16 protein-coding genes, 1 tRNA gene and 1 riboswitch are annotated in these 24,715 nt (G+C 59.3%); of the genes, 8 read left to right on the top strand and 9 right to left on the bottom strand.

Annotation, left to right across the window (positions count from 1 at the left end):
* Positions 1–320: 320 nt before the first annotated feature.
* Positions 321–1,697: a 30S ribosomal protein S12 methylthiotransferase RimO gene (gene rimO, locus HYZ49_07880; protein MBI3242196.1), complete on the bottom strand. Its 1,377-nt coding sequence runs from the start codon at positions 1,695–1,697 to the stop codon at positions 321–323.
* 54 nt (positions 1,698–1,751) lie between these two features.
* The gene (locus HYZ49_07875) at positions 1,752–2,648 is read right to left on the bottom strand and encodes a hypothetical protein (GenBank protein MBI3242195.1); all 897 of its coding nucleotides are present in this window, start codon (positions 2,646–2,648) and stop codon (positions 1,752–1,754) included.
* A gap of 153 nt (positions 2,649–2,801) precedes the next feature.
* Between HYZ49_07875 and HYZ49_07870 the strand changes: the two genes are divergently transcribed.
* Together HYZ49_07870 and HYZ49_07865 are read left to right on the top strand one after the other, a co-directional pair.
* Positions 2,802–4,151: a tetratricopeptide repeat protein gene (locus tag HYZ49_07870; GenBank protein MBI3242194.1), complete on the top strand. Its 1,350-nt coding sequence runs from the start codon at positions 2,802–2,804 to the stop codon at positions 4,149–4,151.
* A 186-nt stretch (positions 4,152–4,337) separates the two neighbouring features.
* Positions 4,338–10,250 (top strand): Ig-like domain-containing protein, encoded by a 5,913-nt coding sequence (locus HYZ49_07865; GenBank protein MBI3242193.1) that lies wholly within the window; start codon positions 4,338–4,340, stop codon positions 10,248–10,250.
* Positions 10,251–10,432: 182 nt separating this feature from the next.
* Here the strand turns inward: HYZ49_07865 and HYZ49_07860 are convergent, their stop codons facing one another.
* Together HYZ49_07860 and HYZ49_07855 are read right to left on the bottom strand one after the other, a co-directional pair.
* Positions 10,433–10,579 (bottom strand): hypothetical protein, encoded by a 147-nt coding sequence (locus tag HYZ49_07860; GenBank protein ID MBI3242192.1) that lies wholly within the window; start codon positions 10,577–10,579, stop codon positions 10,433–10,435.
* 41 nt (positions 10,580–10,620) lie between these two features.
* Positions 10,621–10,776 carry a hypothetical protein gene (locus HYZ49_07855; GenBank protein MBI3242191.1) on the bottom strand — a complete coding sequence of 52 codons (156 nt, stop codon included), beginning with the start codon at positions 10,774–10,776 and terminating at the stop codon, positions 10,621–10,623.
* Positions 10,777–10,974: 198 nt separating this feature from the next.
* Here HYZ49_07855 and HYZ49_07850 point away from each other — a divergent pair, with 198 nt between their 5' ends.
* The 5 genes from HYZ49_07850 to HYZ49_07830 all read left to right on the top strand — a co-directional run bounded on the left by HYZ49_07850 (position 10,975) and on the right by HYZ49_07830 (position 16,601).
* Positions 10,975–11,298 (top strand): hypothetical protein, encoded by a 324-nt coding sequence (locus HYZ49_07850; GenBank protein ID MBI3242190.1) that lies wholly within the window; start codon positions 10,975–10,977, stop codon positions 11,296–11,298.
* A gap of 63 nt (positions 11,299–11,361) precedes the next feature.
* Positions 11,362–11,468: riboswitch (glycine riboswitch) on the top strand.
* 283 nt (positions 11,469–11,751) lie between these two features.
* Positions 11,752–12,141, top strand: a complete 390-nt coding sequence (gene gcvH, locus HYZ49_07845) for a glycine cleavage system protein GcvH (protein MBI3242189.1) — start codon at positions 11,752–11,754, stop codon at positions 12,139–12,141.
* 79 nt (positions 12,142–12,220) lie between these two features.
* Positions 12,221–13,561, top strand: coding sequence for an aminomethyl-transferring glycine dehydrogenase subunit GcvPA (gene gcvPA / locus HYZ49_07840; protein ID MBI3242188.1), 1,341 nt, complete (start codon positions 12,221–12,223; stop codon positions 13,559–13,561).
* Between the two features lie 70 nt (positions 13,562–13,631).
* On the top strand, positions 13,632–15,113 hold the full coding sequence (gene gcvPB / locus HYZ49_07835) for an aminomethyl-transferring glycine dehydrogenase subunit GcvPB (GenBank protein ID MBI3242187.1): 1,482 nt from the start codon (positions 13,632–13,634) through the stop codon (positions 15,111–15,113).
* A 147-nt stretch (positions 15,114–15,260) separates the two neighbouring features.
* Positions 15,261–16,601 carry a PD40 domain-containing protein gene (locus tag HYZ49_07830; protein MBI3242186.1) on the top strand — a complete coding sequence of 447 codons (1,341 nt, stop codon included), beginning with the start codon at positions 15,261–15,263 and terminating at the stop codon, positions 16,599–16,601.
* An 88-nt stretch (positions 16,602–16,689) separates the two neighbouring features.
* Here HYZ49_07830 and HYZ49_07825 read toward each other — a convergent pair whose 3' ends face one another.
* The 5 genes from HYZ49_07825 to HYZ49_07805 all read right to left on the bottom strand — a co-directional run bounded on the left by HYZ49_07825 (position 16,690) and on the right by HYZ49_07805 (position 23,836).
* Entirely contained in the window at positions 16,690–18,591 is a 1,902-nt protein-coding gene (locus HYZ49_07825) for an AAA family ATPase (protein ID MBI3242185.1), read from the bottom strand.
* A 76-nt stretch (positions 18,592–18,667) separates the two neighbouring features.
* On the bottom strand, positions 18,668–19,282 hold the full coding sequence (locus tag HYZ49_07820; GenBank protein ID MBI3242184.1) for a histidine phosphatase family protein: 615 nt from the start codon (positions 19,280–19,282) through the stop codon (positions 18,668–18,670).
* A 75-nt stretch (positions 19,283–19,357) separates the two neighbouring features.
* The gene (locus HYZ49_07815; protein MBI3242183.1) at positions 19,358–22,486 is read right to left on the bottom strand and encodes a serine hydroxymethyltransferase; all 3,129 of its coding nucleotides are present in this window, start codon (positions 22,484–22,486) and stop codon (positions 19,358–19,360) included.
* A 637-nt stretch (positions 22,487–23,123) separates the two neighbouring features.
* On the bottom strand, positions 23,124–23,747 hold the full coding sequence (locus tag HYZ49_07810) for a DNA-3-methyladenine glycosylase 2 family protein (protein MBI3242182.1): 624 nt from the start codon (positions 23,745–23,747) through the stop codon (positions 23,124–23,126).
* Between the two features lie 15 nt (positions 23,748–23,762).
* Positions 23,763–23,836 (bottom strand) — tRNA-Val (locus HYZ49_07805).
* 123 nt (positions 23,837–23,959) lie between these two features.
* On the opposite strand from HYZ49_07805, the gene HYZ49_07800 reads away from it, so the two are divergent.
* The gene (locus HYZ49_07800) at positions 23,960–24,712 is read left to right on the top strand and encodes a fumarylacetoacetate hydrolase family protein (GenBank protein ID MBI3242181.1); all 753 of its coding nucleotides are present in this window, start codon (positions 23,960–23,962) and stop codon (positions 24,710–24,712) included.
* The last annotated feature ends 3 nt before the right edge of the window (positions 24,713–24,715 follow it).

Below are 24,715 nucleotides of genomic sequence, written 5' to 3'. Positions count from 1 at the left end.
CTTCAAGACAGCGATTGAAACGTGTCTCCGAGAAATGCCGACGACGCATAAAGCCGCTTTAGATTCGTTACTGACTCTGCGCTTTCAGCGATTTGAAAAAGCGCAGTTTATGCCCGCGTGAGGTATATCTAACTCTACTTCCGCCTAAGGAGTCAATAGACGCACGTCAAGAAGTCATAGACATTTGTACTGAATTTGACATGACCAAAACGGGGGGGCTTTACCGGGTTTGGGATAAGGCTTACTGTCAACGGCTGAAAATTAGGGGGTATGCGAGGTAGATAAAAAAACCTTCCGGGCGTCAAAAGCCCGGAAGGTTTTTAGGCGGTCAGTTCAATCGGCTGGCTTACTACCCGCCCTGGCCCGGTGTCTACCGTGCCAACGAGGTCGTAAGCCATCGCCCCGGTGATTCGCACCGGCACGATCTCGCCCACCGGCGCGTCGCCTTCCACGAGCACCATGCCGTCAATCTCCGGCGCGTCGCGGTACGAGCGGCCCAGGCTGAGGCCGTCGCCTTTGCCTTCCACCAGCACCTCCAGCGTCTTGCCAATGAAGGCCTGATTCTTCTTCAACGAGATGTGCTGTTGCTGTTCCATCAGCCGGGCCCGGCGCTCCTCTTTCACTTCCGGCGGAACCGGGTCACCAAGCGGCTCGCTGGTCGTGCCAGGTTCAAACGAAAAGGTGAACGCGCCGAGGCGGTCGAATTGCAGTTCGGCGGTGAAGTCGAGCAATGCCTGAAACTCGTCCTCGGTTTCGCCGGGGTAGCCGACGATGAAGGTGGAGCGGATGGCCAGGTCGGGCATGGCGGCCCGCATCTTGGCAACCGTGTTGTGCACCCACTCGATGTTGGCCGGGCGGCGCATGCGACGCAGGGTTTGCGGGTGACCGTGTTGCAAGGGCATGTCGAGGTAAGGCAACACCTGCGGCAGGCGGGCCATCGTTTCGATCTGGCGGTCAGTGACGTAGCCGGGGAAAGCGTACATGATCCGAATCCACTTGAGGCCGGGCGCAGAGTCGGCCAGCCGCTCCAAGAGAATCGAAAGCCCCTCTTTCATTCCCAGATCGTGACCCCAATCTGTCGTATCCTGAGCGATCAGAATCAACTCCTTCACGGCCATCGCCTCAAGCTGTTGAGCTTCGGCCACAATGCTTTCGACCGGGCGGCTGACGGCTGTGCCTTTGATGAGCGGGATGGCGCAGAAGGCGCAGGGGCGGCGGCAACCGTCGGCGATCTTCAGGTAGGCGCTGGCCCCTTGCACGGCGGTTCGCAGAGCGCCCTTTTCGTCTGAGCCGACAACGGGCGAGTCGGGCAGATGATAAATGGGTTGCGGGTGAGGTTGCGCCCGCAATCGCTGAACCAAATCCACAATGTCCATCCAGCGCCGCGTGCCGATGATGCCGTCGAGGCCGGGCACTTGTTGGGTAAGCTGAGCGCCGTAGCGTTGCGAGAGACAACCGGCGGCGATGAGGAGTTGGCCGGGCTTCTTATTATCGGCCAGCTCGCGCAGGGCATTCACCGACTCTTCTTTGGCCGGGCCGATGAAGCCGCAGGTGTTGACGATGAGCACGCCCGCCTTGCCGGGATCGGCCACACCTTTGTAGCCCGCGCCGCCCAGCAGTTGGGCCATACTCTCGGAATCGACGGTGTTTTTAGAACAGCCGAGGCTGAGGAGGTAGAAGGATTTTGATTTCGACATTCTTATCCGTAACTTTTGCTGGAGCTATCCGACGATACATAAGACGGCATGATTTCACGGGGTCGCCGTCTCTGTCGCAGTCGCCGTCGCTGTAGCCGACTCGTCAATTGTTGGAAACGGCGTGAGGGTTCCATCGGGTGTAGACGTGAACAGGGTCGGGTCGGGAGTCGGCGTCCCCGTGTCACACACTAGTTGAGCGGCGGCCCGTTTGTCCTCAGTCGGCTGATCAAAATTGATTTCGAGGGCCGCCGCATATTCCAGAGCCGCGCCGCACGGGTCGCCGCCTGCATCTAAAAACTGCGCGTAGCCCAGGTGGGCATCGTGCAGGCGGGTGATCGTATCACGGAAATAGGGGGCAAGGGTGTAAAGCAGTTGAAAGGTTTCAACCGTCTGGCCCCAGTTGAGGCCCCAGTACGACACGCCGGAGATGTAGATGGCCGCCCACTGTTGATATTGCCGGGCCTCTTCGTCGAGCAAGCCGTAGCGGGCGGCCTGATCAAGATCGGTCAGGCCTAGTTCCAGCGCCCCGTCGTTGATGGCCTGGATGCCGCGGCCACGATAGGCCTGATAGAGTCTGTTGCGAACGGCGGCGCTTTCGTAGTTCGGGTCGGCGATTTGCACGGCTTTGAGTTTTTGGATGGCTGCGTCCCAGCTTTTGGCGTCGAGGTCGGTCTGGGCTTCGGCGAACATGGCTGGCGCGTCCTGCGGCTCGACGGTGATGGCCGGCAGGGTGGGCGTAGTGGCTGGGGCGGGCGCAGTGGCGTTTAGGGTGGCGCGGGCCTCAACGAGGCGCGACGCGGCATCCAGATAATTGGGATTGAGGCTCACAATGTATTCAAACCGTTGAGCGGCCAGCAGGTAACGGCCCGCGTCCATGTCTTCCAGGCCCAGGTTGTATTGCCGCTCGATTTCTTCGACTTGAGCGGTGGCGGCGGCGTTGCGGGAGCGCATGATAACGGCCTGAGGCGGGTCGGGGCCAATTCGAGGGCGAAGCGGATGTTTGACTGTGAAGCGTATGATGAAAATAGGCTGAGAGCGAAGATTGACGAATCTTTTTGCCTTCTAGTGTGGTATAAAAGTAACGAAGGAGCACAGTACATTGTCATGTATCTGAGTCGCGGCGGCTTCAACTTGCGCAAGGTGCGGCGCAATAATCCCAATCGGATGGCGCTTTACCTCGTTCTGATTATTGCCGGGTTGTATGTGCTCAACTTGAGGAAGGAAGGCGTTATTGATCCGATTGGAGTGTTCACGCCCACTGCCACCCGCAACCCGGTGTCTTACAGCGAAGAGGCCGAGACCCAGTTCTCCGCCGGGCAGTTGGACAAGGCCGTTGAAGCCTATCTCAGGGCTATTCAGTTAGACACCAAAAATGTTGAGTACCGGATTCGGTTGGCCCGGATTCAGGTATACGCCAACAAGCCGGAGGACGGGGTGAAGACTGCCGGGGACGCCCTCCTGTTGGCGCCAGAGAACAGCACTGCCCATGCCGTCCATGCCCTGGCCCTGGATTGGACGAGCGAGTACGAAGCCGCCAGCGACGCCGCCGTGCGCGCTATCCAACTTGACCCGAACAACGCCCTGGCTCACGCCTACTATGCCGAGATTCTCACCGACCTGCAACGCTACGCTCAGGCGCGGGACGAAGCCAGGGAGGCCCTCAGGCTCGACCCGAACAGCATGGATGCTTACCGAGCTTATGGATGGTATCTCGAAAGCACCAGTAATTACGAAGAGGCGATTGAAGCTTACAAGTCGGCAGTTCAAATCAACCCCTATCTGCCGTTCCTGTACATGCAAATTGGCGTCAACTACCGGGCTATCTTCGAATACGATCTGGCCGTTCAATATTTCCAGCGGGCCAGTTCCATCAACCCGAACGACATCGGCCCCTACCTCTCGATCAGCCGCACGTATTTTCAGACCGGCGAGTATGGTCGCGCGTCACAGTATCTTGAGTCGGCGCTGGAGATTGACCCGGCCAACTCGGCCGTTCACGGCCAGTTGGGGCTGGTGTACTTCAAGTCGCTGAACTACGAGAGCGCCATTCTGGAACTTGGCTGTGCGGTGGACAGTTGCGCCTGGCAGGAAGGCAATGTAATCCGGGTGAACACCGACGTGGTTAAGTTAGGCTGTTCGTTTTTAGAGAAAGGTTGCCCGGAGAGTGACAAGCCCGAAGTTCAGGTGGAAGGGCTGGCGCTCGATAAGTCGTCGCTCGAAACCTATTACACCTACAGCTCGGTGCTGGCCGCCCTGGCCGTGCCCGGCGAAGGCAAGCCTTATTGCAACCGCGCCCGCCCGCTCTTCCAGCAAATTCTGGCCTCATTCTCCGACGATACGGTTGTAGTCAACATCATGCAAGAGAATGAAAACGTTTGCCAGATTGCCGACAACGGCGGAACCAACCCTGTGGCCGCCGCCACCCCCGCCCTGGCGGTTACTCCAACACCGTAGTTAACCACCCCGTAACCCCTCATTACCAAACCGTAACACCCCCCCGCGAAGCCACGTAACACAGCCTGAGGTACAATTCCCCTCAGAAACGGAACTGCGAACCGAGAAATCCGTCTTACCAACATATCTGTCGCGTCCGCTGCCCAATCTCTAATTCTCCAATTCTCTAATCTCCAAGAGTTCACCATGCGCCTCTCCCGCCTCTTCCAAGCCCTCTCCCTCCTCGTCATCGTCGCCCTCGCCTGCCAGTGCGGGGGCGGCATCACTACACCCACGCCCACAGCGCCGACCAAGCCGCCGCCCGTCGCCAACGTCACCTTCAAGCCGGTGGTGGCCGATCACTTCCCCGGACGCGGCGACGAACTGCAAATTGACGGCGCGATTGACGTGTACTTCGACCAGCCAATGGATCGGGCCTCGGTGGAGGCCGGGTTCGCCGTCTCCCCGACCATGGCCGGGTCTTTCGAGTGGCTGGACGACTCAACCGTGCGCTTCACGCCCTCCAACCCGCTGGAGCGGGCGACGCGCTACACCGTCACCGTCAACGCCGAGGCCAAAAACAAAGGCGGCCTGGCGCTGGGCGAGCCGTTCTCGTTCAACGCCGACACCGTCGGCTTCCTCGAAGTGACTCAGGTTCTGCCCGCGCCCGACACAATTGACGTGGAAGTGAACTCGATCATCACCGTCATGTTCAACCGCCCGGTCGTGCCGCTCGGCCTCTCGGAAGATGCCGGCAACTTGCCGAACCCGGTGACGTTTGAACCGGCGATTGAGGGCAAAGGCGAATGGCTCAACACCAGCATCTACGTCTTCAGACCCAAAGTGTTGGCGGGAAGCACGGCCTACACCGCCACCGTGAAAGGCGGCCTCACCGACACCACCGGCGGCTTGCTCGAAGACGATTTTAGTTGGTCGTTCACCACCATCCCGCCCCAGGTCACCACCTCCGACCCGTTCTTCGGCGCGTTCGACGTGGCCCTCCGGCAACCGATCACCGTCACCTTCAACCAGCCGATGGACAGGGCCAGCACCCAGGAGGCGTTTACGGTGAAGGCCGGCGATGAAGCAGTATCGGGCCGCTTCCAGTGGAATGATGACAATACGGTGATGACCTTCACCCCGGCGGGCATGGAGCTTGCCAAAACTTACGTGGCGACCGTCGCCACCACCGCAAAGGCGGCTGACGGTCAGACCCCGCTGGCCGAAGTATATTCGTGGTCGTTCAACACCGTTCTCTTCCCTGGCATCCAGTCCACCCGGCCAGCCGACGGCGGCACGCTGGACACCTACGGCGGCTTCCAAATTTTCTTCAACTCGCCGATGGACGAGAAGACGTTGATGGACAATGTCACCATCATTCCCGAAGCGACCGCCGTTTACACCTACTACAGCCAGTACGACAAATCGCTCTACATCAACTACAACTTCAAGCCATCCACCGATTACACGGTGACGCTCGGCCCGGACATGGCCGACCCATATGGCAACAAGATCGGCGCGACCACAATCGTCAACTTCACTACCCGGCCTTACGACCCGCTCTTCCAATTGAACACGCGCGGCGAGGCGGGCACTTACTCGGCTTACCTGCCGACCTCGCTTTACGCTACTTACCGCAACTTCTACGATCTCAACTTCACGCTTTACCGGATGAGCCTGAACGACTTTGGCAAATACACCAGCCCGGACAATTACATCTTCCGCCAGTCGTATCAGCCAGGTGACGTCCTTCGCGAGTGGAGTTTGAGCGTTGAGCAGTTCCCCAACGACAACGCTTACGTCAAAGTGCCGATGACCGAAGATGGGAGCGCCCTGACGCCCGGCCTCTATTTCCTGCGCGCCCGGACTCCCTATCCTGAACCTGCTCAACATCTCCTGGTGGTTTCGAAGATCAACCTGACCGTGAAGACCACGTTCGACGAAGCGCTGGTCTGGGCCACCGACCAGCAAACCGGCCAGCCCGTTCCCGAATTACCAATTACCGTTTACGACCGGAACTTCAATGCCGTCGCCAGCGGCACAACCGACGCCGACGGCCTCTTCCGCGCCGACACCCCCAAACTGCCCGACCTGTGGACGACGGTTTACGCCGTCGCCGGTTCCGAGGGCACCGACAATTTCTCGGTTGGCCTCTCGCAGTGGTCGAACGGCATTGACGGGTTCGACTTCCAGCAACCAACCGACTACTACCCGCGCTTCGGCCAAATCTACCTTTACACCGACCGGCCCGTGTACCGCCCCGGCCAGGAAATATCGTTCAAAGGCGTCGTCCGCGCCGAGAATGACGCCCGCTTCTCTCTGCCCGACTACAGCCGAATGTTCGTGAACATCACCAACGATCAGGGCGAGTCAGTTTACAACGAAGAGTTGACGCTGACCGAGTTCGGCACGTTCGCCGCCCAGTTCACCCTCGCCGACGAAGCCGGAACCGGCTACTACAACCTCAGCGCCTTCTTCGACGAGCGCGTGAGCAGTAACCTCGGCTTCCTCGTGGCCGAATATCACAAGCCCGAATTTCAGGTGACCGTCACCACCGACGAAACCGAAGTGGCCCAGGGCGACACCATCCACGCCACCGTCGAGTCGCAGTTCTTCTTCGGCGGCGCGGTGTCGAACGCCAACGTCGAGTGGACTCTGCTCTCGGCCAACTCCTTCTTCCAGTACGACGGCCCCGGTTACTACGACTTCATTGACTTCGACTATACCTCCGGCGAAGGCACGCCATTCTATGGCGCGTTCGGCGAAGTGATCGCCTCCGGCTCAGGTGTTACCGACTCTGCCGGGAAGCTGGCGATCAACATCCCCGCCGACATCGGCAAGAAGACAACGTCGCAGTTGTTCACCCTCGAAGCCACCGTCACCGATGTCAACAACCAGTCGGTGAGCGGGCGGACGTCGGTCACCGTGCACCAGGGCGATTTTTACCTCGGCGTCGGCCCCGAAGAATTCCTCGGCCTGACCGGAGAAGAATCAACGTTCAACCTCATCGCCCTCGGCTGGCACGGCGAGCCGCAGGCCGGCCAGCAAGTGACCGTCACTTACTACGACCACGAGTGGCTCAGCGTACAAGAGGAAGACGAGTTCGGCAACAAGGTTTGGACGTGGACGGTGAAGGACACGCAAGTGGGCGACCCCGACACGGTGACGACCGACTCGAAGGGGTTGGCCGTCTCAACCTTCACCCCCGAAACCGGCGGCACCTACAAGATCGCCGTCACCGCCAAAGACTCCGGCGGGCGCACGATCCGGTCGGCGACGTACATCTGGGTCGCCTCGCGAGAGTTCATCTCGTGGCGGCAGGAGAACAACAACCGCATCAGCCTTGTGCCAGATCGCAAATCGTACAAGCCCGGCGACACGGCCAGCATCCTGATTCCGTCGCCGTTCCAGGGTGAGACGACGGCGCTGATCACCGTCGAGCGCGGCGGCTTCTACAAGACCGAAGTGCTCACCCTCACCAGCAACAGCACCACTTACCAATTACCAATCACCGCCGACTACGCCCCTGATGTCTTTGTGTCTGTAGTCATTATGAAGGGCATGGACGAAACCAACCCCGTCCCGGCCTTCCGCATGGGTCTGACCAAGCTCACGGTCAGCCCTGAGCAACAGGTCATCAACGTCGAACTTACGCCTGACAAAACCAAAGCCGGGCCGCGCGACGAAGTGACCTACAAAGTGAAGGCGACGAACTACAAGGGCGAGCCGGTGCAGGCCGAGTTCTCGCTGGGGCTGGCCGACCTGGCCGCCCTGTCGCTGGCGGCCCCCAACAGCGGCCCGCTCCTCGACGCTTTCTACGGCGAGCGCGGCCTGAGCGTGCGCACCGGTGTCGGCCTCACCCTCTCGGTGGATCAACTGAACGTGGAGACGGCGGCCATCAAGGGCGGCGGCGGCGGCGGTGATGCCGGCTTCGCCGACGTGCGCGGCGACTTCCGCGACACCGCTTACTGGAACGCCACCGTCGCCACTGACGCCAATGGCGAAGCCTCGGTCACGATCAAGTTGCCCGACAACCTGACCACCTGGCGGCTCGACGCGCGCGGCGTCACGAAAGAAACCCTCGTCGGCCAGAACACGGTAGACATCGTCGCCACCAAAGATTTGCTCATCCGCCCTGTTACCCCGCGCTTCTTCGTCGTCGGCGATCAGGCCGAGTTGGCGGCGGTGGTCAACAACAACACGGACTCCGATCTTACGGTGGATGTGAGTCTAAGTGGATCGGGCTTCACGTTGGCCGACCCGGCGCAACAAACGGTGACGGTGAAAGCCAGAGACCGGGCGCAGGTGGAGTGGTCGGCGACGATTGCCGATGTAGCCGTCGCCGATTTGACCTTCTCTGCCGTGAGCGGCGCCCTGTCCGACGCCTCCAAGCCGCCTCTCGGCCAGCCGCCGGATCAATTGATTCCCGTTTACAAATACTCCGCGCCCGAAACTGTTGGCACGGCGGGCGAGTTGGACGGGCAGGGGTCGATCACCGAGTTGATCGCCCTGCCGCGCCGCTTCGACGCTTCGCAGGGCGACCTGACGGTGAAGCTCTCGCCGTCGCTAGCGGCAGGCATGATTGACGGCCTCGACTACCTCGAGCACTTCCCTTACGAGTGCACCGAGCAGACCATCTCGCGCTTTCTGCCCAACGTGCTGACGTATCGCGCCCTCAAAGAGTTGGGCGTGAACGACCCGGCGCTCGAACAGCGCCTCACGAGTCTGGTGAACTTTGGTGTGCAACGCCTGCTCTCGCAACAACACGCCGACGGCGGCTGGGGCTGGTGGTCCACCGATCAGTCCAACGCCTTCATCACTGCTTACGTGTTGTTTGGGCTGAATCAGGCGAAACAGGCCGGGTTCAACGTGGGCGACTCGGGCAGTGGCGGCGACACCCTGGATCGGGCGGCCAGTTTCCTCGAGTCGCAGATCAAGTCGCCGCAAAATCTCAAATCATCGTGGCAACTCAACCGGCAGGCCTTCATGCTCTACGCCCTGGCTGACTATGGCCAGCCCGACACCAGCGCCACGGTGCTGATGTACGAAGACCGCGACCGGATGGACACTTACGCCCGCGCTTACCTGGCGATGACGCTCCACAAGATTGACGAAGGCGACTCGCGCATCAAGACGATTCTCTCGGATATCAACAACGCCGCCATCGTCTCGGCCACGGGCGCGCACTGGGAGGAGAGCGGGCGCGACTGGTGGAACATGAACACCGACACGCGTTCGACGGCCATCGTGCTTTCGGCGCTGGCCAAACTTGATCCCGAAAACAACCTGAACCCAAACGTGGTGCGCTGGCTGATGGTCGCCCGCAAGGCCAACGGCGCGTGGGAGAGCACGCAGGAGACGGCCTGGGCGCTGATTGGCCTGACTGACTGGATGACAGCCACCGGTGAACTCAAGGCGAGTTACGATTACAAGCTCACGCTCAACGATCAGGAGTTGCAGTCCGGCTCGGCCAATGCCGACAATTTGCGGCAGACGGTTGACCTGCAAGTGAAGGTGGCCGACCTGATCAAGGATCAGGCCAACCGCCTGGTGTTCGACCGCACGGCGGGCGACGGCCGGCTGTATTACACCGCTCACCTGCAAGTGTATCAGGCCGTGCAGGACATCAAGGCCCAGAACAAGGGCATCATCGTCGCCCGGCAGTACACCATCCCCGGCCCCGACTGCGGCGGCAAGAATCAGCCGGCCTGCCCGGCGGTCACCTCGGCCAAAGTGGGGCAGGACATTCTGGTGAAGGTTACGCTCATCGCCCCGAATGATTTGTACTATGTGATCGTTGAAGACCCGATCCCGGCTGGGGCAGAGCCGGTGGACACGAGTTTGCTGACGACGAGCGTCGTCGGCGAAGCGCCGCAGTTGAATTTAGCCGATCCGCTTTACTACGGCTGGGGCTGGTGGTGGTTCTCCAACACCGACCTACGCGACGAAAAAGTGGTGCTCTCGGCCACCTACCTGCCGAAAGGCACGTACGAGTACACCTACACCCTGCACGCCTCGCTGGCTGGCACGTACAACGTCATCCCGACGACGGCCAACGAGTTCTACTTCCCCGAAGTTTCGGGGCGGGGAGATGGGGTAGTGTTTACGGTGGAGCCTTGAACCTGATGCTGTTTAGTTTGGCCGGTCTAATCCGCCCACTACCTTTGGCTCCAACTTCTCCCTGCCTCTGCCGGGAAGCCGCCGCCGTAGGAACAAAGGTGAGGCGAGGATCAGGAAGCCTAATGGATAGGGGAGTTTGTTGAGAATGAAAAAGAGCCGACGGATAAGTCGGCTCTTTTGATTCATATGCTAAAAATCAACCCCTGATTGATCTGCTGTATCTTATCCAACTCCGACACCAGCAGGTAGAGCAGGGCGCAGGTACACAGGGCCACAAAGGCCAGCATCAGGCTCACGCTTGCGAGTTTGAGGAGACGATCTCTGTTCATGTCCCGTTCAATCGTAAGGCGAATTGGCAATTCGCCTAACATTACAGCGTGGGCGTGATGATGTTTGAGAACACGTTGCCAATGGCCGGGCCTAAGAGAGCCAGCACCATGATTACGGCCACGGCCACACAACAGACCAAAAGCACCAGAATGACGACGGCGGCAATAATAATGGCAATTGTTCGTCCGGTATCCATTTACAAGCCCTCCTTTCAAGCCAGAGTGTAGCCGCTTTTGAGAGCCGATGCAAATTGCTGGCGGGTGGCCCCGGCGAACGCCTATGCCAAAACCTGCTTGAGGTATAAAATCGGAGGCAGGGGAGAGACCAGATCGCCGAAGACACTGTTCAACTTACAATACAGGTTGATCTCGAAGATGGCGACGACCAAGAATTGATGACGCTCACGAAACAGGTGGCGGACGAACTCAGGGAGTTGGAAATTGAGACGGTGGAGTTGGGCCGCAATGAAGCGCCGCCAGGCGCGATGTCTGGGCCGGGCATTGACTGGAGTCTGGTGCTGGTCACACTGGCGGCTTCGGGCGGGGTGCTCACCACCGTCATCAATTTGCTTCAGGCCCGGCTCTCTCGCGACGAGCGCCGCAGTGTCACCGTTGAGATCGGCGGCGACAAGCTGACGCTGACCGGCGTTTCTTCTGAACAACAACAGCAGTTGATTGACGAATGGCTCAAGCGGCAAGCGAAGGGCGGCAAGAAGTAGCTTTTGGAAGTTTTTGCTTGACACTTATCACGCCGGGTTATAAAATCCTCGGCGTACGAATTTGACGGTGGCGGGGGAGAGATTCCCGTTTTCGGGAGCGCCGAAGGGGCAAGACCAGGCTGTGCCGCAGGCTGGCCGAAACTCTCAGGCAAAAGGACCTCGCCGCCGTTTCCTCTGGAAAGTTATCGCCGCAATGGTGGCGACACCGATGGGGCAAACCCTTGCCCTGAGCGAAGTCGAAGAGTCGCTCAGGCGGGGCGAATCTCTCAGGTCCAAGACAGAGGGACGCAAATGGCTTCGGGCCGTTTGTGTCCCTTTTTGATTCTGAAGGGCTAATACCTTTTACCACGAAGACATCAGGGCACAAAGTTGCACAAAGAAAACTTTGTGGACTAGTGGCTTTGTGCCTTCGTGGTGAATCGTTCTAACTCTACACTCTAACAGGAGAAAGCCATGAACATTCCATCCGATCTGAAATATACCAAGAACGACGAGTGGGTGCGCGTCGAAGGGGAGACCGGCACGGCCGGCATTTCCGACTATGCCCAGAACCAGCTTTCCGACATCGTCTTCGTCGAACTGCCCTCTGTCGGGGCAACCCTCAAGCAGGGCGAGTCGTTTGCTTCGGTTGAATCGGTGAAGGCCGCCAGCGACGTTTACCTGCCCATCGGCGGCGAAATCACCGCCGTCAACGAAGCCCTGTCCGACTCGCCCGAACTCGTCAACCAAGACCCGTATGGCAAAGCCTGGATGGTGAAGTTCAAAGTGGCCGACATGAGCGAGCTAAATGGCCTGATGGACGCGACTGCCTACCAGGCTTATTGCGACGAGCGCGCACATTAATTCTCCAATTCTCTAATTCTCCAATGCTCGAAAAATCCAGATTGGAGAATTAGAGGATTAGAGATTGTCGGAGTACCCCATGTCCTACATTCCCAACACCGACGCCGACCGCAAGGCCATGCTGGCGACTATCGGAGTCAAAAGCGTCGAAGAACTATTTGACGACATCCCGGCCAGTGTCCGCTTCCCCGACCTCGATCTGCCGGGGCCACTCTCCGAGCCAGAGACTCTTCGAGAACTGGGAGAGTTGGCCGAGTCCAACGGCCACACCGGCAACTCGCTTTGTTTCCTCGGAGCCGGGGCTTACAACCACTTTATCCCCTCGGTGGTCAACCATACGATTTTGCGCGGCGAGTTTCTAACAGCTTACACGCCCTACCAACCCGAAGTGTCACAGGGCACTCTGCAAACCATCTACGAATATCAATCCATGATTTGCGCCCTGACCGGCATGGAAGTGGCGAATGCCAGCCACTATGACGGCGCAACTTCGCTGGCCGAAGCCGTCATTCTGGCCGTCAACCACTTCAAGCTTAAGCGCCGGAAGGTGCTCATGTGCCCGCGTGTTCACCCGCAATACCGGGCTGTGGCGCGCACCTACACTCAGGGCATGGGCCTCAATCTCACTGGCGATGACGAGGCCGACCTGCTGGCCCAGGACCTCCTGCCTCAACTCGATGCGGACACAGCCCTGTTCGTGGTGCAATACCCCAACTTCTTCGGCGGCATCGAAGACCTTAAACCCATTGCCGAAGCCGTTCACGCCGCCGGGGCTTTGCTCTGCGTTGTGACCAATCCGATCGCCCTCGGCCTGCTCACGCCGCCCGGCGCGTTCGGGGCCGACATTGTGGTGGGCGAAGGCCAGCCGCTCGGCGTTCCGCTTTCTTACGGCGGGCCGTATCTCGGCTTCTTTGCCACCAAGAAGGATTATGTGCGCAAGATGGCGGGGCGGCTGGTGGGCGAGACCACGGACGCCAACGGCAAGAAGGGCTACGTGCTGACTCTTGCCACTCGTGAGCAACACATTCGCCGTGACAAGGCCACGTCCAACATCTGCACCAACCAGGGCTTGATGGCGACAGCGGCGGCAGTCTACATGTCGGTGATGGGCAAGCACGGCTTGCGCCGGGTGGCCGAAGTGTGTTACCACCGCGCCCACCACGCCGCCGGCCGCATTGCCGAGATTGACGGTTACACCGTCATCCATGACCAGCCCTTCTTCCACGAGTTTGTCGTCAAGTGTCCGCGCCCGGTGTCCGACATCAACGCCGACTTGTTCAATGAGCACGGCATCATCGGCGGCTACGACCTGGGGCAGGACTACGCCCATCTCGACGGCCACATGCTCCTGTGCGTCACCGAGTTGAACACGCCGGACGATATTGAAGAATTGGTGGAAGCGTTGGAGCATTTAGCCTGAGGAATACCCAATACAGAATACCGAATACTCAATAATATTGGGTATTGAGTATTGTGTATTGAGTATTGAAATGAAAATGACCGAACCTCTCATCTACGAACTTTCATCTCCCGGTCGCGTCGGCATAGCCCTGCCTGAGCCGGACGTGCCTCTGGCCGAGTTGCCTGCCGGGCTGGTGCGCGACGCCGACTCGTTGGATTTGCCCGAAGTGTCGCAATTGGACGTGGTGCGCCACTTCAACCACCTTTCGATTTTGAACCACTCGATTGATCGCGGTTTCTACCCGCTCGGCTCTTGCACCATGAAGTACAACCCGCGCCTCAATGAAGACACGGCCCGCCTGCCGGGCTTTGCCTTCTCACATCCTTTGCAAGACCCCGGCACGGCTCAGGGCAACCTGGCCCTGATGTATCAATTGCAGGAATGGTTGAAAGAGATCGGCGGGTTTGTTGCGGTGACGTTGCAACCGGCGGCGGGCGCGCACGGTGAGTTCACCGGCATTCTGATGATGCGCGCCTATCACCTGGATCGGGACGACACGGCCCGCAAGAAGATTCTGATTCCCAATTCGGCGCACGGTACCAACCCGGCCAGCACGACTATGAGCGGCCTCGAAGTCGTCGAACTGCCGTCGGACGACCGGGGCAACATTGACCTTGAGGCGCTTCGCAACGCCTGCGGCCCGGACGTGGTTGGCCTGATGATCACCAATCCCAACACGCTCGGCCTGTTTGAGGAACACATCGAGCAGGTGGTGAAGCTGGTTCACGAGTGCGGCGGCCTTGTTTATGGCGACGGGGCGAACATGAATGCCATCGTCGGCGTGGCCCGCCCCGGCGACCTGGGCTTCGACGTAATGCACTACAACCTGCACAAGACGTTTTCCACCCCGCACGGCGGCGGCGGCCCGGGCAGCGGGCCGGTGGGCGTGTCTGAGCGGCTCAAAGATTTTCTGCCCGCGCCTCTCATCGGCATTGTCGAAGAAGGCGACGACGACGAGCCGCCACTGTATGGCTTCGTCACGCCCAAGAAGAGCATCGGACGAGTGAAGGCCTTCAACGGCCAGTTTGGCATGCACGTCCGCGCTTACACTTACATTCGCGTTCACGGCGCGTCTGGCCTGCGAGAGAACTCGGAAGCGGCGGTGCTGAACGCCAATTACCTGCTGGCCAAACTCAAGGGCGCTTACAAAGTCGCTTATGATCGCGTTTGCATGCACGAGTTCGTGCTGGAAGGCCACTGGGCCGACGCGCCCGACGTTCACGCCCTCGACATCAGCAAGCGGCTGATGGACTTCGGCATCCACCCGCCGACCAACTACTTCCCCCTCATCGTCAAAGAGGCGCTGATGATCGAGCCGACCGAGACCGAGAGCAAGGAGACGCTCGACCAGTTTGCCGAAGCGATGCTGGTGATTGCCAGGGAAGCGCACGAAAGCCCGGAAGTGCTCAAGACCGCGCCGCACGTCACGCCCGTGGCCCGGCTTGACGAGGTGCGGGCCGCGAAGGAGTTGGTGCTGTGTTGCCGGCCAATACCTGAGTGGGCGGAGTAACCTGATCCAGACCCCAAAGGTTTTTTGAAACCTTTGGGGTCTTTTTATCTGTCCAAATGGACGATACAGTCGCCGCTCCCCGTGTGATAAAATCCTCCCAATCTTGTATTCTTTGGGGCGCATCACAGGGGTGAAAGGCGGCTTACTATGTTCGGCAAAACCAAACTTTTCAGTTTCATCCTTATCCTCACCGCGTTCGTGCTCGCGGGCTGTAAACAGCAGGAACAAGCTACTGACCAGCGCGGCCTGCGCCTGCCCGAAAGCCCGCTCCTCACCTTCCTCGAGCACAAGTCGGGCCTAATTGCCTACGTCGGCTCCGACGGTAACGTCTACACCGTCAACCAGACCGGCAAGAACCCGGCCCAGATCACGGACGATGCCGCCGTCGAGGGCGACAGCCAGCGCTACTATCAATACCCCACCTGGTCGCCCGACAGCAAGTCGCTGACCTTCTTCAGCCTCAGCGGCTCGGACCAGAGCGATCTGGAGACGGCCATTTACGTGGCCGACGATGACGGCCAGAACAAAGTTGAGGTCTACAAGGCGGATGACGGCAGCCGCCCGGTCTATCTCTCCTGGTCGCCCGACTCGGCCAACATCACCTTCATCGCCACCATCGCCGGCAGCAGTGGACTGTCGTTCAACATGGTTCCGGCGGCAGGCGGCGAGATTCAAGTGCTCGACACCGGCTCGCCCTATTATTGGGACTGGCGGCCCGACGGCTCCGGCATGTTCATTCACGCTGGCGGCGCGCGGACGGCCGACCCGCTGGCCCGGCTCTCGTTCCTCAGTTTGGCCGACGGCGTGGTGGAAGACGGACTCTTGCTCAAACCCGCCACTTTCCAGTCACCCGCCTTCTCGCCCGACGGCGCCCGGCTCTTGCTGGCCGCCGAAAATGCCGACGGCAAGAATGCGCTTTTGCTCACCGACCTCTCCGGCGAAATTCAAAATGAATTGACGACGTTTGAAACCTCGGTGGCTTTCGACTGGTCGCCCGACGGCAAGCAGGTGGCTTTCATTCACAGCACCGAAGCGTCGTTCACAGTTGGCAAGTTGAATTTGGTGGACGCCGACGACCCGACGAAACTGGTGGAAGTGGATCAGGAAGACATTGTGGCCTTCTACTGGTCGCCCGACAGCAAGAAGGTGGCCTATTTTGTGCCGGTGCGAGCGCCCGTCACCGACTCGTCGGGCCAGCCTACCCAGGACACTCAGCTTATCTTGAAGATGTACGTGGCCGACGCCATCACCGGCAAAAGCACCTTGCTGTGGACGTTCGTTCCCACCCAGGAGTTTTTGCAGACCATGCTCTTTTTCGATCAGTATGCGCGCTCGTCCACTATCTGGTCGCCCGACAGCCAGAATCTCGTCGTCCCCATCTTCCTCCCGGATGAAAGCGCGGCGGGCATCATCCTGGTTCCAGCCAGCGGCAACGTGCAACCGCGCTTTTTGCAACAAGGCACCATGGCCTTCTGGTCGTGGAAATGAGAAGTTAGAGCGATAAGTAAGAAATAGAAGAGCCGCCAGCGATTGAAACGCTGGCGGCTCTTTTGTGTCCTGTTGTTCTAACTCTAACTCAATCTGCCGCCGGGGCCGGCTCAAGTTCTTCCAACTTCGCAGGTTGGCGCTGATGCTCGGGGAGCAGTTGCATCATCATCGGCGGCAGGCCTTCAGGAACATGTTCGCCTCGAGCGATAGCTTCAAGGCGCGCATTCTCCATGATTTCCAATGCTTCTGTTCCGCTCAAGTCGCTGCGTTCCAGCAAGGCATTGACTAAGGAGTGAACCTCCGACGCATGTGCGCGCAGCAAATTTTCTACCTGGGTTTCCAAAGTTCGCCAATACTGTTCAATTATTTTGTCTTTTTCGCCCTGTGATATGCTACTCTCGCCTGCCATCATTGAAACCATTGCCTGGCCTTTGAGTGGCGGGCCAAACATGCCTGACACATATAAGACCCAAAGATTGTTGCGGATATTAGCGTAATCCCCGCCTACGCTGGCAAAAGGCTCTCCAAAGAAAACGTTCTCTGCCGCGCGTCCTGCCAGAGAGACCATCATATCTACGACGAAACGACGCAAAGGGACGATGTGCCACTCCTTTGTATCCACCGGCAGTACGTAGCCATAAGCCCGGCCACGCCGGATAATGGACACTCGCACAATGCGCTGGTCAGGCATCACATAATGCTGAACGACTGCATGTCCGGCTTCGTGATACGCCAACACTCGTTTCTGATCTTCTTCCATCTCTTCAATTGGGTTCTCAATGCCAAAATACTGTTCCTGGAAAGCCAGGTCAATGTCGCGTTGGCCAACCAGCCTCTTTCCAGAGAACAACGCAATACGCACTGAATCTTTGGTGATGGCTGACATGATTCGCTCCGGCGTTGCGCCATTGGTGTCGGCAACAATTGCTTCAACATCAACTGTCTCATCATGAGTAATTTTGCTCAGGTAATATTGAACGATCTCACGGCGGCCAGTTTTGTCAGGAGCGCTGACTTCAATTGAACGATCAAAACGTCCAGGCCGGGTGAGGGCCGGGTCGAGCACATCAGGCCGGTTGGTGGAACCCATGTAAAGCACGTGCCAGTTGCGCACCGGCGGTTTTTTGCCAAAAAATCGGTAGAGGCGGCCTTGTAATTTTTCCCAGCGGGTCACTTCGCCGATACCGTCCATTTCGTACAACAAACGGGTGAGTGAGCCGCTGCCGCCGCCCATCATGCCCATCATACCGCCGCCGCCCATCACGCCGCCGCGGCTGGCGCCTACGGCATCAATCTCGTCAATGTAGGCGATGCAGGCCCCATACTCACGAGCCAGCTTCTTGGCTTTGTTGCAGAAAGCAATCATCTTCAGCACGTCTACGCCAAAAAACATGGCGCGGAAGCCTGAGCCTTCCATTGACATGAAAGCGATCCCGGCCTCGCCGGCCATGCACTTCGCCAGCATCGTCTTGCCGGTGCCGGGCGGGCCGTAGAGCAAGAGGCCGTTGATAAAGTTACCACCCATCTTCTGAAACTCGGTTCGGTCAGAGAGGAGCGAAATCCATTCTTTCACCAGTTTAACCAACTGCTTCTGGCCTTTGTAGTCGTCCAGGGTCAACGATTTCGGGTCGCCCGGCAGAATGACCTCGGTCTTGGAGCGGGCCATAAACCAGAAAATGCCCACGAACATAAGAATATTAATGCTGAGGGCAAAGATAAGCCGGAAAAGAAACTCTACGGAAACCTGCAACCCGGATAAATAAAAATTCAGGGCATCTCTGCTAATATATGACAAGATAACGGCTAGCAAGGCCAGGCCGCCGATTAACCATATCCACCAGAAAGACTTCACAAAGCGAAATAGCTGGTTATACCAACGGCGATGGCGGGAGCCGATATCGTTCTTACTTTTAGGTTGGCCTGACGGCTCGTCGGGCGATTTGAGAGGCTTGCCCAGCCAGTTGGTGCGTGGGGCGGGTAAATTACTCATGGCAGTCTCCAGTCCGGTGGCGGTAAAAAGGTTAAGAAAGTGTAACCGATTTTTCTCCGTCTGACACACACTCTAACTAATTTCTCATGCCTTCCAGGTGAGACTCTTCGCCCAGGCTGAGCAGGTAAACGTTCTCGCCGCGCACGCTCAGCCGGGCCAGACTGCAATTGCTAAAACGAAACCCGACCGGCTTTTCCGGCGGAATTCCCAGCAGGTAAGCCAGATAAGCATTTAGCGTGCCGCCATGACTGACGATGGCAACCGCCTGATCGGGGTGGACGGCGAGGATGCTCCCCACAACCTCGGCGGCCCGACCCGTCAACTCCGCCTGACTCTCGCCGCCGGGCGGCCCGTCTACTCGCCAGTCGCGCCCTCCGTTTTCGGGGAAGCGGTCTCTGGCTTCGTCGCCCGTCAATCCCGTCCATTCGCCCAGGTGGCGCTCCATCAATCGGTCATCAAAGACGAGCGGCGGCTGAACGGCACGGGAGGCGATTAGAATTTCGGCGGTCTCGCGGGCGCGGGCGAGGGGACTGCTGTACACGGCGTGAAAAGTTTCGTCCTTCAAACGCTCGGCCAGAGCTTGTGCCTGCGCCCGGCCCGCCTCGTCCAGTGGCGGGTCGGCCTGGCCCTGCATTCGGCCTGCGGCGTTCCAGGTAGAGCGGGCGTGGCGGATGAGGTAGAGAAGAGTCATGCGTATTGCGTATTCCGTATTGCGTATTGCGTAGCCACCTCGCGACGGAACACGCAATACGAAATACGATTGGCTCTATTTCTTCTTCAGAAACCTGCTCAACACCGTCGCCGCCTCCGGCAGTGTCACCTTCTCGCCCACCTTCAACCCTTTGCGCGCCTTCTCTGGCTTGTCGCTGGCCGACTGGAAGATATAAATCGGTGTGCCCTCGCTGGTGTGCCTGAGTTCGAGGTAGGCCTGGCCGGAGCGATAGCCCTCGGTGTCAATCGAGCAACAGGTCACTTCGCCGATGACGCGGCCTTTATCGTCCAGCACCGGGTCGCCGTTGTGAGCCATGCGCCCGCTCTTGGCGTTGAAGCGGAAGCGGGCTACTTCGCCTTTGCGATTCTTCTCTTGTGCGATAAAGGCTTTGCGCCCGACGAACCAGGGCTTGTGTGTCTTCACGTAGCTCTCAAAGCCGGCGTCGCCCACACCCAAATCCAAATGCCCGGCCATTTCGTCGCCGTAGAGCGGCAAGCCGGCCTCGGTGCGGAGCGAGTCGCGGCTCGCAAGACCACAGGGCTTCAGGCCTAGCGGCGCGCCAGCCTTCATCAGTGCGTTCCACAGATCAACCACATGATCAGGATGCACGAACAACTCGAAGCCCATCTGCTCGCCGGTGTAGCCAGTGCGGGCGACGATCAGATCGAATCCGCCGACGGTGGCCCGGCAGAGTTCGGTTCGTTTTAGTTTGGTGATGAGTGATTTGTTATTGGCGCCGAGCGCGAGGAGAATCTCACGCGACTTGGGGCCTTGCAGGGCAATGTCCACGCGCATGTCGGTTTCAGAGGAGTCGGCGCGCAGGTTGCGGAGAGTCACAGCTTCACGGCCAGGGGCGGCCACCCGGGGGCGGGCTTCGTCCACCATCACTTTGCCGTTCTTCACCGCGTTCACCCACGCCCAGTCCTTGTCGTCGTTGCTGGCATTCACCACAATCAAGTAATGTTCGGCGGCCAGCATGTAGATGTAACAGTCGTCGAGCACGTGCGCGTTCGGCGCGAGAAATTGCGAGTACATACTTTGGCCGGGCCGGAGCGCGGCGGCCTCGTTCGTCGTCACCGCGTCGAGGAAGGCGCACGCGCCCGGCCCTTTAGCGTCCCACACGCCCATGTGACTCACGTCAAACAGACCGGCGGCCTGTCGCGTAGCCAGATGTTCTTCCAGCACGCCGGAATATTGCACCGGCATCTCCCAGCCTGCAAACGGAACCATGCGCCCGCCGAGCGCCTTGTGCGTTTCGTTGAGGTGAGTCTTTTTGATGGGCGCGTCGGTCGGCTCTTGCCATTCAAATTTGGGCAGGGCCACCCCCTCGCCGCCGCGCAGACCGATGTAATACGGCTTGGTCGCGCTCATGCCCTCGCCCTTGACCGGAAGCTTTTCAACCGCCGCCCCGTCGCGCACGATCATCGGGCCGGGAAGTTTGGCGTAGAGATCGTAAGCATCGAACATGATGTAACCGTCGGATAGATCGCGCAACCAGGTCTTGATGTGGGTGGCCGACTCTGCCGGGACGGTGAGGGTGTAGTAGCGGCCATCCACGCGGGTGACGGCGCCTTTGCAGTGGTGGCTGGAGGTATGAATCTCGGTCGGCTGGCTCTGGCCGTCTTTCAAGGAGTAAATGTCGTTCGTCGTGGCCCAGTTCAAAAATTCGTCGGCGCGTTCGCCCCTGATTTCGATCTGGGCATATTTGCCGGCGGGCGATTGCTCGTCAATGTAATAGAAGTGCGGGTAGCCGTGCGTTGTCGGCGCGAAGTCAATGCCCACCGATTGGGCAAGATCGCGGATTTTGACTTTGACATCGTTGAGGGCGTCGAAGTCCACTTTGACGCGGAAGACATCGCCCTTGCGGCCAGAGTAAGCGTAAGGGCGGCATGCTCTGAGCGCCTGGGTGATCAGTTCGGCCAGGCGGTCAATGTGCCCTTCGTTGAAGCCGCGTTGGGTGATCCAGGGCGTGCCGAGGCGCAGGCCGGACGGGTTGAGGGCCGACTTGTCGCCGGGGATGGTGTTGCGGTTGACGACGACCCCGGCGATGTCGAGGACGCGGGCGGCCATGTCGCCCATGAGTGGTGTGCCGTCCAGGCCGGTGACGGACTTGCAGTCGAGGTTGAAAAGGTGCGACTCGGTGCCGCCGAACGGAATCTTGAAACCATGCGCCTTCAGTTGGTCGGCGAAGCGAACGGCGTTCTTGACGGTTTGCTTTTGCAGTTCTTTGTATTCAGGCGTGGCGGCGAGTTTGAAGGCCAGGGCCAGGCCGACGAAGACGTTGACGTGCGGGCCGCCCTGCTCGCCGGGGAAGACGGCGCGATCAATTTTCTTGGCCAGCGCCAGGTCGGTGGTGAGGATGCAGGCCCCGCGCGGGCCGTTGAGCGTCTTGTGGGTGGTGAAGCTGACGACGTGGGCGTAGCCGATGGGCGACGGATAGACTCCGGCGGAAATGAGTCCGGCCACGTGGGCCATGTCGGCCAAAAGGTAAGCGCCTACCGAGTCGGCGATTTCCCGGAAGCGCTTGAAGTCGGCGGCCCAGGGGTACGACGAGTAGCCGACGATGATCATCTTGGGCTTGTGTTCCTTCGCCAGCCGCTCGACTTCGTCCATGTCAATCTTTTCGGTTTGCGGGTTGATGGTGTAAGGCACAATTTTGTAATACTTGCCACTGCGGTTGACGGCGGAGCCGTGCGAGAGGTGGCCGCCGAAGAGCAGGTTCATGCCCATCACGGTGTCGCCGGGGTTGACGAGGGCGTGGTAGACGGCGTTGTTGGCCGGGCCGCCGGAGAGGGCTTGCACGTTGACGAAGATTTGGTCGGCGCTCACGCCGTTGGCGGCAAAAATTTCGGCGCAGCGGCGGCGGGCCAGGGCCTCGACCGTGTCGGCGTACTCCACGCCTTTGTAGTAGCGCGGGTCGGCGTAGCGGCGGTAGTGGCCCAGCCGCGCTTCGTGATCGAGAATCTCGGCCTGGGTCATGAAGCGCGACTCGTCGTCGGGGTAGCCTTCGGCGTAGATGTTGTGGAAGGCGGTGCTAAGCGACTCGCGCACGGCCAGGGGCGCAGTGCTTTCGGAGGCAATGAGAATCAGTTTGCGGTATTGGCGCTCGGCTTCGATATCGGCCAGTTCGGCCAACTGCGGGTCGAGGTCGCGAAGGGTGCCGCGAAAGAGGTAGTCGGACATGAGGAGGCTCCTGTGGCTGGAGATTAGTTATTGGCTATTGGTAAGGGGGATTGTAGGCGGGGGGAGGGGGGAAGTCAAGAAAGAGAAGCAGGCATGCCGGGTGATGTTTGTCGCCAGACCCTACCTTTACCAACTAACTCTCCCCAACTCTATCGTTAAACCAGCGTAAATGGCCGCATAATGCTGGCATCAAAGATTTTTCACCCCTCGCAATCAACCGGACTTATCCGAAGGAGGTGATGGCATCGAACGGTCAACCTGGCAACGGTTCTTTTCAGCAGTTTCGCACAAGGAGGCGCCCTATTCAGATATTCCAACACTCTGATCCCCCAAATTGGTTCGTGAGCAGTTGGTTTATTGGCCCTCGGTTCAAGGAGAATACATGAACGATCTAAAAAAACTAATTCTTCTCCTCCAGATTGCAGTACAAGGTTTTTTCTGCCCGCCAACTGCGCCAGCGTATGTCGTGATTAGGTATCGAAAGTGATGTGCCGGGTAGGCGCTGGTGGCGGTATACAAGCGGGGCTGGGAGAGCATCTCCCAGCCCCGCTTTTTTTAGATAAAAGGTTACTGTCACTGGCTTTGAGCGCCTGAAATTTCGCGGCCTTGTAGCCAGTGACAGTCACCTAACAGTGAATCATTTGTCTTCCACCACCCGCCACAAATACCACGAGGCCACTGTGCGGTGAGGCCGCCAGGGTTCGGCCAGGGTGATCATTTCATCGGCGGTTGGCAGATCGCGCAGGCCGTACAGCTTCTTGAAGCCATTGCGAATGCCCAGGTCGCCTACCGGCAAAACGTCCGGGCGATTGAGGCCGAACATGAGAAACATATCCGCCGTCCACTGGCCGATGCCTTTAACTTGAATGAGATGTTGCGAGATTTCTTCGTCGCTCATCTGGCCGAAGTTGCCGGGCCGGAGAGAGCCGTCGCAGAACTTGGTGGCCAGGTCGAGGAGGTAAGTTGCTTTTTGGGTGGAGAGTCCGGCGGCCCGCAGTCGGGGCAGAGGCACCGCCAGGAGTCGGGCAGGGGCGGGGAAGCGCCGATCCGGGAAAATGTCCAGAAAATGGTTGAAGATGGCCGCGGCGGCTTTACCGGAAAGTTGCTGATAGATGATGGACTCGGTCAGGGCGCGGAAGGTATTGTGAGTCGGGCGGAAAGTCGGCCGGCCGTGTTTGGCAATGAGGGGCGCAAGATGAGGGTTGCGGCGCAAGTGCCGCAATGCTTTGTTGAGGTTGAGGGCCTGCGCTTGAGAGGACATGAGCAAACACTGAAGTGGGCGAAATAGGACTCGAACCTACGACCTCCTGAATGTAAGTCAGGCGCTCTAACCAACTGAGCTATTCGCCCTCTGAAGCCCTTAAACTGATTGAGGCGGATTATACCATGCAGGGGCCGAAGCATTCACGCACAGTGACGCTGAAAGGCAAGGCGGTTTGACGAATGCTTCACCCCTACTATAGAATACTCACCATGATCTATCTTCGTTATCAAAAGAATGGCGAAGCTCACTACGGCTGGTTGGACGGCACACGGGTCGGCGCGGTGATTGGCGAGGTGTTTGGCGACTCGAAGCGCGGCGGCATTGTGGCCGACTTGCGCGAGGTGACGATTTTGCCGCCGGCCACGCCCAGCAAGATCATTGCCGTCGGCCAGAACTATGTAGCCCGCGCCCTCGAGCAGGGCCTGGAGCCGCCCGACATCCCGCCGCTCTGTCTCAAGCCGCCCAGCGCCGTGATCGGCCACTACGATGAAATTGTGATTCCGCCGCAGTCGGCGCAGGTAGAGCACGAGGCCGAACTGGCGGTGATCATTGGCCGCCGGGCGCGGTGGGTGTCGGTGGAAGATGCGCTCAAGTTTGTGTGGGGCTATACTTGCGCCAACGATGTCACCGCCCGCGATCTGGAGCGGCGCGATTCGCAGTTGACGCGGGGCAAGGGCTTTGACACCTTTTGCCCGCTCGGCCCCTGGGTGTCTACAGATGTTGACGCCGCCGATGTGGTAGTGATGTGCAAGGTCAACGGCCAGGTGCGGCAAATGTCGTCCACCCGTGAGCTACGATTCTCGGTGCCGCAGTTGGTGGCTTTCATCTCGTCGGTGATGACGCTGGAGCCGGGCGACGTAATCCTCACCGGCACGCCCGCCGGTGTCGGGTCGCTCCTTCCAGGCGACCAGGTGGAAGTGGAGATTGAGGGGATTGGGACGCTGGTGAACACAGTAACATGAATT

The sequence above is a fragment of the Chloroflexota bacterium genome (assembly GCA_016197225.1).
Lineage (GTDB): Bacteria > Chloroflexota > Anaerolineae > Anaerolineales > VGOW01 > VGOW01.
This window is presented reverse-complemented; position numbering and strand designations above follow the sequence as displayed.